Origin of the sequence: Haloquadratum walsbyi J07HQW2, from assembly GCF_000415985.1 — an archaeon.
GTDB lineage: Archaea > Halobacteriota > Halobacteria > Halobacteriales > Haloferacaceae > Haloquadratum > Haloquadratum walsbyi_B.
The window spans coordinates 1,138,495-1,153,781 of record NZ_KE356561.1 but is presented as its reverse complement, the minus strand read 5'-3'; the positions used below and the strand labels follow the sequence as shown (position 1 = coordinate 1,153,781).

Sequence of the window (15,287 nt, the reverse complement as noted above, 5' to 3'; positions counted from 1 at the left end):
TCTTAATCAACCACTGATGATATAACAATATCAAATTACGAGAAAATTGCAACTGTACATAGATATGACATTATGAACCGCCTACTCTTGCTGATCCTTCGACAGGAGTAAATCCCATCATAAAATAAATATGAACAGTAATATGAGTCAGGAAGCGACCGACACTGGTCGCGTTCGTGTTGTCGGGACCGCGCATGTTTCGGCTGAGAGTGCTGAGAAAGTTCAATCAGTCATTACAACCGAGCAACCGGACGTCGTCGCTGTCGAACTCGATGAGGGACGGTATCGACAGTTACGCGGCGATGAGCCAGATGACCTTGCGGCTGCTGATCTTCTCCGTGGCAATACTGTTTTTCAGTTTCTTGCATACTGGATGTTATCATACGTCCAAGCTCGGCTTGGTGATCGATTTGATGTCCAACCCGGGGCTGATATGCTTGCAGCCATTGACGCAGCAGAATCGACTGAAACGGATATTGCTCTTGTTGATCGCGATATTAACGAGACGATGCGCCGCTTCTGGAACCGAATGACCCGGATTGAGAAAATTCAACTTATTGGGGGGCTCGCTGTAGGCGCTGGTAATGGTCTTGGGGTTGGGCTTGTGGCAGGTGTTATTGCAGGCATTATCTTCGGTCCACTAATTGCACTCTTCGGCAATACGATTGGGATTACCCCCATGTTATTGACTCGTGTCGCTGGTGGTGCGATACTCGCGGGCGCAACCGCTGTTCTGGTCTGGATTAGTACGGCTTCTGCCCTCTCAACCGAAGATCGATTTCTCGCCGCTGTCGGTGGTGGTATTGCCATCGGTGGTATTGCGGGCTTTGGACTTGGTGTTGCCGAGCCGATCACAGCACAATTAGACCCACTTATTATCCAAATTCTGGGAAGTGTTGCACTTGGGCTGACTGCTGGAATCGTCTCTGGTACTCTTCTGGGAGAACTTACCGATATCTTTCGAACAGAGCAACCTGAAGAAAGTCTTGAGGACTTCGATGTTGCAGAGATGACAGACACTGATGTGGTGAGTGCAATGATGGCTGAATTTCGGCAGTTTTCACCTGGTGGCGCAGAGGCCCTCATCGATGAGCGAGATGCGTATATTGCGAATCGTCTCGTTGAACTCCGCAATCGGGGACAGAGCGTTGTCGCTGTCGTTGGGGCTGGTCATCGTGAGGGGATCAACCGTTATCTCAAACATCCTGAAAGACTTCCTCCACAAGAGTCACTGACTGGAACCCAAAGTGGACGCATCCCGTGGAGCAAACTTGTTGGTGGAGGCATCTCCGCTGTCGTGATTGGATTCTTCGTCCTCCTTGCTCTTTCATCCGCTGGGAATCAGACACTGTTACGATTGTTCGGTGCCTGGTTTTTGATTAATGGTATTTTCGCTGCTGGACTCGCAAAGGCAGCAGGTGCCCACTGGTCATCATCACTTGTCGGTGGTGCCATCGCGTGGCTCACTTCAATTAATCCGTTTCTTGCACCTGGATGGTTCACTGGCTATGTTGAACTTCAGCATGACCCGGTCAACGTTTCTGATATTAGCACGCTAAATGAACTTCTCTCCGATGAGGAACGTCCAATTGGCAATTTGATCACTGAATTACTTGAGGTACCGCTATTCCGACTTATTATTGTTGTTGCAGCAACGAATATTGGGAGTATTGTCGCCTCAACAATATTTGTCGCATATCTACTTCCGTTGTTTGCGCTTGATCTTGGCGGGGTCTCCGGCGTACTCAGTCTCTTGATCGAGGGAGCACGCAATGGTTGGCAGATTATCTGGACGAATATCACATAGCCGTTCTGTTGTTTGCTGATATATCTAAAACAAATATCGACTCTCGCTGCGTCGCCCACGTTTCAGTATATCTAACAGCAATCATATGCCTCTTGATGTCACATTGTATGATATGGCATATTCCCGCTCATCGCCAGAACTCTCATTTAGTCGTCGGGAACTCCGTGATCTTGGTATTGCGCTTGTTGCGCTGAGTATCGCGTTCGCGATTTTCTTTGCTGGTGGCGGCGCGCGCGCACTTTCAGGGATCCTTGACCGCGGTGTCGTTGTTCCCGTTTTCGTCAGCCTATTGACTGCTGGACTTGGATTCTTACTCCATGAGATTGCACACAAAGTTGCTGCGGTCCGATTCGGACAACTAGCAGAGTTTCGTGCTGACTATGGTATGTTATTTCTTGCAATTGTGAGTTCACTTGCAGGTTTTATTTTTGCAGCCCCGGGAGCTGTTCATCATCAAGGTCGTGTCACGTCACGACAACACGGATTGATTGCCCTTGCTGGACCGATGACAAATGCCGCGTTGACCGTTATCTTCGTTCCAATCTATCTGGCAGGCATGATGTTTGATTCATCTCTCATAATTCTCATTGGATCCCGTGGGCTCATGATAAATCTTCTACTGATGGCGTTCAATATGCTTCCTTTCGGTGCTCTTGATGGTCGAACCGTCTATCAATGGAGTACAACTGTATTTGCAGTTGTGTTTATTCCTGCACTCTTATTGACGATTGGCGCATTCATCAGTGGTTTCGGATTATAGACTAAACTAAACTAAACTGAGTTGACTTGAAGAAAAACTGAGATACTATCTCATATCTCCCAGGAAATCATCACATACTGTCTACTGAGATTGTATTACACATCAGTAATCACTCAGTTCTATACGTTAATTTAAATACTATCACTGATGTGACACTACCGGTATGATAATATTGGAGCTATCCATGTCACTAGGGATTAGACGGCTGGTAGTCATGACCAATGCACAATGCGATGGCATTAGATATCATAAGGGCGATGAATACGGTCGTTTCAGTGGTAGTTAATCCCCCAATCAGTAGTGGGAGATATCCGACCGGTAAAATAATTGCACTCCAAAACATGGCGACTTTGGTATGACGTACACCGTATTTAATTACTGCTTGAATCGTGCTGTGATTTCCAGAGGGCTGATTGTCTGTGTAGGGGAGACTCGACATAGTCAAAGTTCAATCATACAAATGCTTGGAAGCTACATATAATGTAACGAGCGTTTACTTATTTTGTAACACTTTAGACCGATCCTGAGATATTTTACTGATCTTTTATTATAACCTAAGAGCGCCGAAGACGTTTTATAAACTGCTTGTACACTTTCTTATGATGCGAATAGCTGAGAATCGACTCAGCAATGGCTCGGCTGATACACGTTGAGTTCCACATTCGCTGCAAGGAAAGACTGGTAATAACGCGGTCTCAGTGTTAATTTGGTTATATACTAGACAAAAGGTTAGGGTATACAGCGTATCGAGACTACCCAGACTTTTGTCTTATCACCGCGGGAATATGTATATGAGTGATCCGTCTGATAACAAAGCAGCGTCCAATACTAATCGTGATACAGCTTCAGATAGAAATAAAGACCCTGATGAACTCACATACGCTGCGGCGGGTGTCGACATCGAAGCGAGCGAAGCAGCCACTGCAGCACTTATTGATGCTGTTGGTGAGTCCGCTGGTGACTATGCTGGGCTGATTGATATTGGTGATCGATACCTCGCACTTGCAACCGATGGTGTTGGTACAAAATTGCTCGTCGCAGCAGCGATTGATGATTACTCGACAATTGGAATTGACTGCGTCGCAATGAATGTTAACGATCTCGTTGCTGCCGGCGTCCAACCGGTCGCATTCGTCGATTATCTCGCTATTGATGACCCTGATGAGAATCTGACAGAACAAATTGGCGTTGGACTTGATGTAGGTGCTGACATTGCAGGTATTACACTCATTGGTGGAGAAACAGCTATTTTGCCAGAGGTAGTCGATGGCTTTGATCTCGCAGGCACGTGCGCTGGCTTAACACCGAAAAATGAACTTTTTCAACAGACGGCTCAACCTGGTGATGCACTTGTCGGGTTTGCATCATCAGGCATTCACTCGAATGGACTCACACTTGCTCGGACAGCCATTACCCGCGAACATGAGTATACGACTTCCTGTCCGTTTGGCGAATATGAGACACTGGGTGCAGCGCTTCTTGAGCCAACGCAGATATATACAGATCTTTTAGATCCAATGCGTGCTCACGATGTGCGCACAGCTGCACATATCACCGGGGGCGGGCTAAGAAACATCGAACGATTGGGCTCACACCGCTATACTATCGATAATCCACTTCAAATCCATCCTATCTTTGAGTTTGTCCAGTCGGCTGGTAGCATCTCTGATGAGGAAATGTATCGAACGTTCAATATGGGGATTGGACTGGTATGCGCTATGTCTGTGGAAAACGCTGAGATGCTGACAGAAACAACAGATGGAGAAATAATTGGACAGGTTGAGACCGGTGACGGCGTTACTATTCGTGGAATTGAGTTGTGATTATATGGAAATTTCAAAAAGAAATATTGAGTAACCTACTTAGGTGAATTCATTCTGCTCGATCTATCAAATACACGAATATATCATAACATGCGCTACATGTTCGAGTAGGTCTCGCACGTTCTAAATGAGTAACTACCAACTCCCTGTTCAACTCTGAGCATCAGTCGACCTGCATATTAAGCGACACAAGAACGCTCTGGATTACTGTAGGGTCATATCCAAGCCCAGAGACACTCACTCTACCGAATAAAAAACTCAGACTCGAGCGGCGACATCCGCATCAGTAATAATGCCAATCGTTTCACCGCCTTTGACAACGAGCACTGCTGCATCACGATCAAGTGCAGAGTCAATCTCCTCAAGCATTGCTGTTGGTTCCACTGTTGTCACTGACTCGCGCATCACCTCAGCGACTGGGAGCGTTCCGACTCTATCAGCCTGTTTTGGCGCATGTCGAATATCACTGTTTGAGATTATCCCTTCTGGTTGACCATCACGAATAACTGGAACTTGTGAAAATCCCTCCTCACGCATCGTATCCCGTGCCATTTTGACTGACTCGTCTGGAGCAACACTAATTACATTCGTATTCATCAGGTCATCCGCACGAATGACCTCTCCTTCAGCCTCATCAAGTGCATTGACAATACGTCTCAGTGTCGATAATCGTGGGTCGACATCACCACCTTCAATCCGAGCAATCAGAGGCTGTGAGACACCTGCCATCTCGGCGAGTGAGCTCTGTGTTAACTCAAGCTCATCTCGGCGCTGTTTGAGGTCTTCTCTTGTCGGGAGTTCCATGCCTGTGATTACTCGAAGTTATACGAAAGTGTTTCGGGCAGGTGTATGACCACAGATATATGTTTGACATCCTCCTCCGCGTAAACGCGGAGGAATCCTGAGTGTGTGAGCGTGTGTGAGTGTGAGCGGTGGAGATTTCAATTTTAGGGTTACAGTTCCACCGAACCCCAGTACGGTGAGAATCCGTGTGGGGTTCACGGACTGTCACGGGTAGAGTGGGACTGCTGACGATGGGAGTGCCAAGCCCCATCCCCGGTACTCCTATCCTCTCGTCCATCGTGTTCGGACTCCCACAGTTGGTTGTGCCGTTGGGAGTCCGGCAGACTTCGACAGACTTGGAGTTACTGTCTGTGGTGCTTCCAGCAGTCGGGCAAGGCACTGCATCGGTTCATTATCGGAACCGACCGTTCACCAGACTGGGTCCGATTACTGTCTCATTGCTTGGGGCGGACAGGGCAGGCCGCCATCGTAATCGGAGGACTGGCGGAAATCACTCTGTTCTGAGCCTGATTCCTATCGGTATGTACTGTTGCCTGTCAGTTTCAGTTGCGGATTGTCAATCTCACCGCAACTATCGCCGGGTAGATTACCTCCGAGTTGTCGGATTCAGCCTGCGGCTGAAGCCGCAGGTATTCTCCTTGACCCTTATAATTACTCTTGATTCAATCTATTTTTATCATATCTCACCGCGTGTCATCTTCGTCTGTTTCAATACAGTCGATCACTGACAGTGGGACATCCCTCAATGCACCGCCAACCTCACTTTTCGCAATTCGGGAAGCATGCTTCTCACCATCGGCGTTGAATACTGTAATCTCTAATAATAGCCCCACAAGTGCTGTGTCTGCAGCGATAAATGCTGAGTCAAATGGTTCACCACAGGCCGGACACGGTGTTGCTCCCACCTCAACCTCAACGTACTCTTTATCTCGATCATTAAGCCGCTTTCCTGCCTCGCTGACGGCAACACCAATAGCATCATCAATGTCACTGACGTCGCGAACGAGCCATGCGGCTTCCATCGCGACAAGATAGTTAGTCATACACTGGTATACCACCCGAGACTATCGTGTCTTCCGGTTCGTCAATGTCGCTCAGTGATACCGGGCGTAATTTTGGTATCGACATTTGCATAAATGCAGTATTCATGTGTTGGATTATTCCTCAAGTTTTCGTTATACTTTCTTGAAATATCTCTTGATCAGTGTTCTCCAAATCTTGGTGCGGATGCGACTTGGGACCCACACATAACTTATGGGAATTACTCATGAAATGCCAGCGTTTGTGCTTGGACGCATGATTCTACTGCTGCAGTAAATGGATCTGCCCCTCACTAAGTAAATCAACAGACAGCGGCGATCACATCCATTTTGCATATAAACAGATTTATATACAGGAGCTACCCGTTGTCTCCAAGACGATGATGACAGACATGCGGCGGGCGAGTGCGTTCGTATTCTATCAGATAACGGTCCTGATTGGCATTGTGGCATTACCATTTGCACTTCTTGCGCAGCGATTCGGTCTGACGCTTCCTATCGGACATGCTGTTGATACTGCAGCTCAAACGTATGAGCAAACTACCGATCAAGATGACTGATTACGACCGTATATTAATTGAATGAATATCCGTTATGATCAAATAACGTGCTGTTTGAATGATTGATTTCTACGTCCTCTTACTACGTTTATAATATAGATTCAGCGGTAAATACATCTCTCAGCTCACCTGCGATTAACCTCGTTCGCTATTTGTGTAAGAAAATGAACGCAGGTAACTGATTTATTTATATATCAACATGAAATCAGGCAGTTGCAGTATCGATTAACTATGACATTCTCCGGATCCTCCGAGCATAATCAGTGCATTTCAGTTGTGTAGTTATTCTCTAATTCAACAGATCTGACGACCTAAATCACGTGAAGAAGGTCAACGTCCTGAAATGACTGATGACAGTAAGAAGGGTGGCATTTATGAGCGGCGGGCAACAAAGATAATCAATGCGTACGCCCATGAATAATGACGTCTCTGGACGACCAGATTCCCTGAATGGTGACCACGGTGATGTCTTTTCACCAGAACTTGGTGAGTTCCCAAATGCCGGTGACCGCGCTGATGATCTCGGCGATATGGAAACAAAGACTGGAACGACAACAGTCGGGCTTAAGACTCAAGAAGGGACTGTCCTCGCAACAGATATGCGAGCAAGTCTTGGTCGAATGGTTTCATCGAAGGATGTCCAGAAGGTCGAAGAAATTCACCCAACTGGTGCATTGACGATTGCTGGGTCAGTCTCAGCCGCGCAGTCGCTTATCAGTTCAATCCGAGCAGAAGTTCGACTATATGAGGCACGACGCGGTGAAGACATGAGCATGGAAGCACTCTCAACGCTCCTTGGAAACTTCCTTCGTTCAGGCGGCTTTTATATTGTCCAACCGATTCTTGGTGGCGTTGATGACGACGGACCACACATCTACAGTATCGACCCTGCTGGTTCGATCATTGAAGAAGAGTATACAGTTACTGGGTCGGGAAGTCAATACGCACTCGGTGTTCTTGAACAACAGTATGACGAGGACCTATCGGTTGAGGAAGCAAAAACAGTCGCTGCACGTTCAATCGAAAGTGCTGTTGAACGTGATCTTGCTTCTGGAAATGGAATTAATGTTTGTGTGGTTACCGAAGACGGTGTCGAGATCACACAGCATGAGGAGTTTGAAGAGGTTATCTAACTTGGGAATCGTCGTCCAGTTATCATACTTGTAGTTGTCTGAATTCCGATATCCTAGCTTATTATCCAATTACTGCCATGTATTCATGATTATCTTATATAGTCAGTAATTGCTTGATTACATCAGTTAGGGAGCGCTCGGACAGAATTGTCATCCGATAAGATTGATCCATTAGACGTTGGAATGATTTGAATATGCTATCAGAATCCTGAATTAATGTTTGTATGTTTGCTCTCAAAAATAAAGCAAGAGAAGTGAATCAACTTCTATCTGGGTGGATCGCTTAATCCCACGTCAAGAATGAGCTATCAAGTAGTGTTTCTCGTTGTTTCTTCACGTATGTCCGCTGCATCTCTGAAACGGCAGTAGCGAGGTCTACTCCATCAGTAAGGTAATCGCGAACCTCATCGACTTTCCAACTCGCTGGCGTCGTCTGCGTCTTGACACGGTGTCGTAATGGTTCAATATACGTCTCTGCAGTCGATTCAGAGCAGCCACTAGCTGTCAGTCCGTCAATAGCATGTGCAAAAATATCGTCGTAGATAACTTCCTGATCAATTGTCTCGACACCATCGTTACATATCCACCGTTGCCGGCTTTCAAGCCCCGATCGCATCGCAGCGTAGAAATTCTCTCGTGCAGTCGACCAACTTTGATTAATAACAGGATGTTCCCGTTGTGCGAGACTCTTCATCAAGCCAGCGAATGTTGCTTGGAATGCCATCGAATCACGAACGGTTGGTTGTGCGGGAAGTGGACGGAACTCAATGCGAGCATTCGCCGAGGATTTTGATGCACCATCAAATACAGGACGTATCCACCGCCAGTATGTTCCATGCTTTCGTCGCAGCGTAGCGAATCTATCATCAAAGCGATCACCTCGCGGAACTGGCATCGGAACAATTGTCGCATCATCCGCAACCCGATCAACTGCATCTTCAACCGTATCAAGATCTTGTGGGAATCTGACTTTCTCAGTATCAGTGGTGTTCAAAATCGATTCAAAGACGTGGATCCGGTTTTCAGCATGCCCATCAGACAGAATTCGTTGCGCGCCAACATTATCATATAGATCTGGCGGAAAGAATGGTGAGTTGACTCCAAGGGCAAGCAGTGGTCCAGCAACACGAAGAGCGTAATTAAAATATGTCGGTAAGTCAGCAGCATATGCAACCTGGAAGTGTGGTTGTATTGAACTGATCAGGGATTCTGGCATAACCGTATCAGCTGAGAGTGAGACATGCGGTGCATCAAGCGTTACACTGTCTGGAACTCGTGGTCCATTTGCCATCGCATGATACCGCACTGACCTACTCATATTCGTCGCAATTCGGATACCATCATCATCGACACTATTCGTGAGATACTCTTGTGCTGTCTCACCTGCTGGCGGAATAGTCCATAGTCCATCACTGACAAGTCGAATCCCCTCAGCACTTGTGCACTGCAACGCGGCGCGAAGTTGGGCGCGAACTTCTGATTCCTGCGCATGTAACCCACTTGCATTCATTGGCTGCGGATTTGTGGTCATCTCTGCGTTATGCAATCCGAGCTCTTTCTCAAATCCAACGTGCTCAAGCAAGCGCCGTGGAACACGCATTAACGCATGCGTGTCACCATCATCAGAGGCTGCCCACCGACCATCAGCCACTGCATAGAATTCGTATTCCAATCCAATGATAGCTTGATGATTGTCAAAGGTGCCTGCTGCAAGCTCATCCTTCACAACGTCCGCATCAGCTAGTGCGCGGTCATTGAAGCCCTCTGCATCGACGGCAAGGGCATCACGGACCTCTGCCGCCAACTCATCAGTCATACGCGACGATGGACGACCCGACGGCTTGAATCCAGTGGATTCAGACTGACATGTTGTTATCGACATATAAGTATAAGTTTCCAACCGTTTGTTCACACAGATTGTGCTTGCTCAATCAGTCGTTAAGACATATGTCATCGAATCAATCAGATTCTGTGAGCCGCTGCACTCTTTTAACAGAGTAGTAATTATAGACATTGATGCAGTTTGAGGACTTTGCTGACCATGTCATTACGATTGAGGCTGAACCCGCAGATTTAGAGACTATCTCGCTTGTCAGTGAACTGTTTATGACGGCTGGACATGAAGGTGAAAAAACACTCCGTATTGTTGTTCGGTTCATCAAAGGAACGGTGTTCCCTGCATGGTCATCACAGACGCTTGATATTGGACCTGCTTTGTTGCATGAGACGATCGCTCAGGCTGCTGGAGCAAATATTGACGCAGCGGATGTGGAAAATCGTCTTGCAGATCATGGTGAGATTGGAGCTGTTGCGGCGAGTTATGATCTAAATGGACAACAAGGATTGTCTGCATTCACCACATCAACATCAGATCCGCTAACCGTAAGCCGCGTTGATGAAACCCTCCGTGCAGTTGCCTCAACAAGCGGTGATGGAAGCCAAAGCCGTCGTCAGAATCTACTTTTCAAATTGTTTTCTAAGACATCCTCATCAGAAGCCCGAATCCTTGCACGACTTACTCTCGGTGAAATGCGAATTGGTGTCGGAACTGGTACGGTCCGTGATGCCATTACATCAGGATTTATGCAGTCAACGACGAGTAATAATCATGCCAATGATATTGATACAAATCCGAAAGATGGCGAGGATGCTCAATCGGTATCGCTTGAATCTCAGCTAGGAGCACATAGCAAGAATGATGCTAATGCGAATGTGGATGCATCTGAGAGCACTTGTTCTAAGAACACCGATCTAGAACCCTCTCCCGACCTAGATCCGGCTACTGCCGTCGAACATGCACTGCAGGTATCAAATGATTATGGCATGGTAGCCACTGTTGCACAAGCCCAGGGACAGGCGGGACTTGCGGATATCAGTCTCGAAGTAGGGCGACCCATCCAAGCGATGCTCGCACAGGCAGCTGATGGTGTTGATGCGGTCGATACATGGGATGCGGTAGCTGTCGAGACGAAGTTCGACGGGGCACGAGTACAGATACACACAGACGGTGAATCAGTCTCACTATACTCACGCAATATGGAGGATGTCACGGATCCACTTCCAGAGATTGTCGAATTTATTTCTGAGAGAATCACCGTCCCTGTCATTCTTGATGCTGAAGTCGTCGCTGTGAGTGATGATGGCGATCCTTTGGCGTTTCAGGAGGTTCTTCGTCGGTTTCGACGCAAATACGACATTGATACAATGCGTGAGTCTGTCAATCTCAAAGTGCATGTCTTCGATTGTCTCCATATCGATGGCACTGATTTACTGGATGTCTCACTCCGGGAGCGACGAGACAAACTCTGTGAGCTATTCGATACGACTGACGCCTTATCACCATTCCAACTCACTACTGACCCTGATGTAATTACACAGGCACGGACGCAAGCGCTTTCAAATGGACACGAAGGCGTCATGTTGAAAAATCCAGACTCAACATACAGTCCGGGATCCCGTGGGCAACACTGGCTCAAACACAAACCCGATGTTGAGACGCTTGATCTCGTTGTTACCGGTGCTGAATGGGGTGAAGGTCGTCGTGCAAATCTGTTTGGAACATTTGTGGTCTCCGCACGAACAACAACGGATGAATCAGAGTTCAAATCACTTGGAAAAGTCGCAACGGGACTCACAGACGAACAACTCACTTCCCTGACTGAACAGTTGCGTCCGCATGTCCGTTCAGAGGATGGACAAAGCATTCTGATTGAACCCGCGATTATCATTGAAGTTGGATATGAAGCAATCCAACGCTCACCAACTTACGACTCCGGACTTGCCCTCCGATTTCCGCGTGTTATTGCCGTTCGCCATGATAAAGAACTCAGCGATGCTGATTCTCTCACCCGGATTAAAGATCTCACAACGGATGGATAGATCAAATCAGGCTGAATCTCACAACCACTGCACTTTTTCATTGCGGTAATCAACGTCACTAATCTTCGGTCCTGTTTAGCAATTTGTGGGCGCTAAGCCCCCGTCCTTGAGCAGCAACACAGTGAAGCAGCGCAGTAGGGCGGGGATACAGCGCCGCCATCATTTCGGATATACTGTTTTATTGTAAACTCACAGGCTAACATGAACCACAATGTTCAATCGTATAAGTTACGTAATTTATGATACGGCAAAGCGCAAAACAATCTCTATCCGCGAAGATCAACAAGAGTGGATTCAGGAGAACCTCTCTTCGTTCGTCCAAGAGAAACTTGACGAACTAATTGAACAACGTGAGCGATAACTGATGCAATACGCCTACAGGTTCCGGCTCAATCCAACTACCGACCAGCGTGACTTGTTAGATTATCATAGAGATACCTGTCGACAACTGTACAACCACACGCACTCAACGAGTGCGTCAAGTCCGTGACCAGCTTAGTGATCTCAAAGACCGGTGAGACGTGCTTACCGACCTGTATTCGACAGTCACACAAGCTGCTGTGATGTGTATTGAGAACAGCATCAAAGCTCTCTCACAACTCAAACAGAACGGCTACAACGTCGGAAGCCTCAATTGGAAGGCACCAGGCGAGCTTCGGAGCTTTATTTATGTGCAGTCTGGGTTTGAGTTTGACAAGAAGAACGGTCAGACAGTGCTCTCACTCTCGAAACTTGCAGACATTCCACTCACTATTCACCGCGAGGTTTCTGATGAGGTAGACGTAAAAAAGGTTAGTGTTAAGGAAGAAACGACTGGTGAGTGATACACTTCATTTGCTGTCAACGGTAAAAAAGAATAACCCAAACCACACAACCCGATTGTTGTGCTGATATTGACGTTGGAATTCTCAAGTACGCTCACGACACGGACGGGCGTGCCGTTGGCTCACTTGACCTACAGGATGAACGAGAGCGTCTCAAGCGTGAGCAACCGTCGTTCTCACGGACACAATAGGGGGTTAAACAACTGGAAGAAGCAACGAACAGGAGTAGCTGAGTGCTACGGATAAATCAAGCGCAAGCGTCGTGACTCTTTAGACAAGCTGTCGAACTACTACGCTACCGAGCACGAGTTTGTATCCGTTGAGAAATTAAACATCAAGTCCATGTTGGAGTCGAGTAGCAACAGCTAAACACGGCGTCGGCAGCATGGGACACTTTCACCAGTATGTTGGAGTGCAAATGCAAGCGTGAAAGCACGCACTTTGCTGAGGTTGAGCCAGCGGGTACAATCAAGAAGTATGCTTCATATGGCGTTAAATCAGATAAACCCCTATGGGTGCGAGAACACACGTACTTTGCGTGTGGGTTTGAGATCGACAGAGACGCGAACGTTGCAGTTAATATCTTGTCTCATGGTTTTGACGAATTAGGACTGGGATAGTCCAAATTAACGCCTGTAGAGACTGTACTCCCTATATTCACTCATCGAGTGTGTCCGATATCGTGGATGGAGAGCGCGTCGTGAAAACAGGAAGCCTCCGTGATCAAGAAGCGAACAGTGAAACTCGTAAGCGAGTAGGATGGGGTAGTTCACGTACATGCCATGTAGTCCAGTATACTCAATTTGTCCAATCACCGGGTGAAATATGATTCTCGGCCATCGGTGCTCACACTCATGAGTTCTCCAGAGGACTTTTGAGACCGGTTTATTGAATATATATGATGACTGTTCGCGTTGGCTCTCTCAGCATATCGTGGCTCGGATATGCAACGGTTAGAATCGAGAATACAGATGGATTTGTGACCTATATTGATCCAGGTCGATATGATGTCCTGGATGGCTACTACGCTCGCGATGGTGACCTTGTGCTCATCACTCATGATCATCACTATGATTCTGATGCAATCAAGCAGGTCGCCACCGAGACCGCAACTATTGTTGCATTCGAGGGTATGACTACAGAACAGATTAATCGCGACGTCACAGCCGTCTCAGATCTATCATATGAGATAATCCGCATTGGCGCTGAGTCTCATTGTGTTGTCGGTCCAGTTGATGTTTGGAGTGTTCCGGCATATAACAAGCCAGATGGACCGACTGCAGACGCAGATGGATCTGTCGTACATCCGCGTGGACTCGGCTGTGGGTATCGGCTTTCGACTGATGATCTCTCGATTTTTTGGCCTGGTGATTCGGATGTATTGACTGGATTCGAGCGATTACCAACCGATATTTTTCTAGCGAATATTGGAGGAAGCGTCGTTATGGACCGGCATGCTGCAGCATCCCTTACTGCTACGCTCAATCCACAGCTTACAATTCCAATCCATTATGATACTATTGATCTGCTCACAACTGACGCTGACGCATTTGTTCTCGATGTTGCACAACAAAACTGTCCTGTTGTCATTGAAGACCCTGCCGAGCGACCGAATTGACTCTTCCACGCGTATTGGAATCAACTGGAGTATTCAGTATCTTCGGCGAGCTCAACAAGATGATTAACACTTCCATTCGAACCCACCGTGGCTGCGTTCTGTAGTGCAGTTTGTACAAAATTCACCCCATCTGTTACAGCCGTCTCAACATCAACGCCATGAGCAAGTCTAGCGGCAATCCCACTTGCAAGTGTGCATCCAGATCCGTGAGTGTGTGCTGTCTCAACGCGGTCGCCTGTGACTGTGAGTTGTGTCCCTGCATCTGCAGTTATAAGTATATCTTGAACAGTATCCGCATCATCTCTCACATGACCACCCTTGAATAATACTGCATCAACACCCCACGTAAAAAACTGCTCAGCAGCACGCTCGCGTGCGCCAGCAGTATCAGGCCATACGCCAGTGAGTGCCTCTGTTTCATCGGCATTCGGTGTAAGCAACGTTGCATGTGCAAATAAGTCAGTATATGCATCAATAGCGTCTTCTGCGAGTAATCGATCACCTGATGTTGCTACCATTACGGGGTCGATCACTACTGGTCCGTTATATTCTGTAAGACAATCATCAACAGTCTCAATTGCTTCAGCGGTAGCTAGCATACCAAGCTTGATCACATCAATGTCAATGTCTTCAATTATGGATTTGTACTGTGCACGAATCTCTGCAGGCGGAAGGACATGTGTTGAGTCAACACCCTGTGTATTCTGTGCCGTTGTCGATACAATGACTGACCCACCGTACACGCCAAACCGTGTCATGGTTTTTAAATCCGCCTGGATTCCAGCACCGCCACTAGAGTCACTGGAGGCGATTGTGAGTGCGTATGGTGGTTTTGTGGGAGCCTTACTCATATATTATTTATTTTCATTTGATCGCATTATATTCTATTGTGTTGCAGTATATGATGTCGCGTTAGATATCAATCCAGTGAAACTGCGTGTTGCTGAGTTTACTCACGGTAAGGATCGCCTTATGACCGTATCCGTGAGGAGAGCGCTTAGTAGCCAGTCCACTCTTTCCGTGAGCATTAATGCGAGTT

13 protein-coding genes and 1 pseudogene are annotated in these 15,287 nt (G+C 47.2%); 9 read left to right on the top strand and 5 right to left on the bottom strand.

Translation table 11 applies throughout. The features are described from left to right. Positions 1 to 142 precede the first annotated feature (142 nt). The 3 genes from J07HQW2_RS05210 to purM all read left to right on the top strand — a co-directional run bounded on the left by J07HQW2_RS05210 (position 143) and on the right by purM (position 4,390). Positions 143 to 1,807, top strand: a complete 1,665-nt coding sequence (locus J07HQW2_RS05210) for a TraB/GumN family protein (protein WP_048075155.1) — start codon at positions 143 to 145, stop codon at positions 1,805 to 1,807. Positions 1,808 to 1,892: 85 nt separating this feature from the next. Continuing rightward, positions 1,893 to 2,567, top strand: coding sequence for a zinc metalloprotease (locus tag J07HQW2_RS05205; protein ID WP_021054354.1), 675 nt, complete (start codon positions 1,893 to 1,895; stop codon positions 2,565 to 2,567). Between the two features lie 791 nt (positions 2,568 to 3,358). Further along, positions 3,359 to 4,390: a phosphoribosylformylglycinamidine cyclo-ligase gene (gene purM / locus J07HQW2_RS05200; RefSeq protein WP_021054352.1), complete on the top strand. Its 1,032-nt coding sequence runs from the start codon at positions 3,359 to 3,361 to the stop codon at positions 4,388 to 4,390. A gap of 258 nt (positions 4,391 to 4,648) precedes the next feature. Here purM and J07HQW2_RS05195 read toward each other — a convergent pair whose 3' ends face one another. The 3 genes from J07HQW2_RS05195 to J07HQW2_RS05190 form a co-directional block, all read right to left on the bottom strand. Continuing rightward, positions 4,649 to 5,194, bottom strand: coding sequence for a CBS domain-containing protein (locus J07HQW2_RS05195; RefSeq protein WP_021054351.1), 546 nt, complete (start codon positions 5,192 to 5,194; stop codon positions 4,649 to 4,651). A 261-nt stretch (positions 5,195 to 5,455) separates the two neighbouring features. Beyond that, positions 5,456 to 5,578 carry a hypothetical protein gene (locus J07HQW2_RS17860; RefSeq protein ID WP_303703979.1) on the bottom strand — a complete coding sequence of 41 codons (123 nt, stop codon included), beginning with the start codon at positions 5,576 to 5,578 and terminating at the stop codon, positions 5,456 to 5,458. 299 nt (positions 5,579 to 5,877) lie between these two features. Continuing rightward, positions 5,878 to 6,237, bottom strand: coding sequence for a DUF555 domain-containing protein (locus tag J07HQW2_RS05190; RefSeq protein ID WP_021054349.1), 360 nt, complete (start codon positions 6,235 to 6,237; stop codon positions 5,878 to 5,880). A 377-nt stretch (positions 6,238 to 6,614) separates the two neighbouring features. Here J07HQW2_RS05190 and J07HQW2_RS05185 point away from each other — a divergent pair, with 377 nt between their 5' ends. Together J07HQW2_RS05185 and psmB are read left to right on the top strand one after the other, a co-directional pair. Beyond that, positions 6,615 to 6,794, top strand: coding sequence for a hypothetical protein (locus J07HQW2_RS05185; RefSeq protein WP_021054347.1), 180 nt, complete (start codon positions 6,615 to 6,617; stop codon positions 6,792 to 6,794). Positions 6,795 to 7,195: 401 nt separating this feature from the next. Beyond that, positions 7,196 to 7,927 carry an archaeal proteasome endopeptidase complex subunit beta gene (gene psmB / locus J07HQW2_RS05180; RefSeq protein WP_021054346.1) on the top strand — a complete coding sequence of 244 codons (732 nt, stop codon included), beginning with the start codon at positions 7,196 to 7,198 and terminating at the stop codon, positions 7,925 to 7,927. A gap of 283 nt (positions 7,928 to 8,210) precedes the next feature. On the opposite strand, the gene J07HQW2_RS05175 is transcribed toward psmB, so the two are convergent. Next, positions 8,211 to 9,743, bottom strand: coding sequence for a glutamate-cysteine ligase family protein (locus J07HQW2_RS05175; RefSeq protein ID WP_048075493.1), 1,533 nt, complete (start codon positions 9,741 to 9,743; stop codon positions 8,211 to 8,213). 200 nt (positions 9,744 to 9,943) lie between these two features. Between J07HQW2_RS05175 and J07HQW2_RS05170 the strand changes: the two genes are divergently transcribed. The 4 genes and pseudogenes from J07HQW2_RS05170 to J07HQW2_RS05160 all read left to right on the top strand — a co-directional run bounded on the left by J07HQW2_RS05170 (position 9,944) and on the right by J07HQW2_RS05160 (position 14,248). After that, entirely contained in the window at positions 9,944 to 11,806 is a 1,863-nt protein-coding gene (locus J07HQW2_RS05170; RefSeq protein WP_021054344.1) for an ATP-dependent DNA ligase, read from the top strand. 211 nt (positions 11,807 to 12,017) lie between these two features. Beyond that, a complete protein-coding gene (locus J07HQW2_RS17855; RefSeq protein ID WP_021054343.1) occupies positions 12,018 to 12,167 on the top strand; it encodes a hypothetical protein in 150 nt (49 codons plus the stop codon). Positions 12,168 to 12,170: 3 nt separating this feature from the next. Then, positions 12,171 to 13,388 (top strand): annotated as a pseudogene (locus J07HQW2_RS19915) (RNA-guided endonuclease InsQ/TnpB family protein). 143 nt (positions 13,389 to 13,531) lie between these two features. After that, on the top strand, positions 13,532 to 14,248 hold the full coding sequence (locus J07HQW2_RS05160) for an MBL fold metallo-hydrolase (RefSeq protein WP_021054340.1): 717 nt from the start codon (positions 13,532 to 13,534) through the stop codon (positions 14,246 to 14,248). 20 nt (positions 14,249 to 14,268) lie between these two features. On the opposite strand, the gene thiD is transcribed toward J07HQW2_RS05160, so the two are convergent. Continuing rightward, a complete protein-coding gene (thiD, locus tag J07HQW2_RS05155; protein ID WP_021054339.1) occupies positions 14,269 to 15,099 on the bottom strand; it encodes a bifunctional hydroxymethylpyrimidine kinase/phosphomethylpyrimidine kinase in 831 nt (276 codons plus the stop codon). Between the last annotated feature and the right edge of the window lie 188 nt (positions 15,100 to 15,287).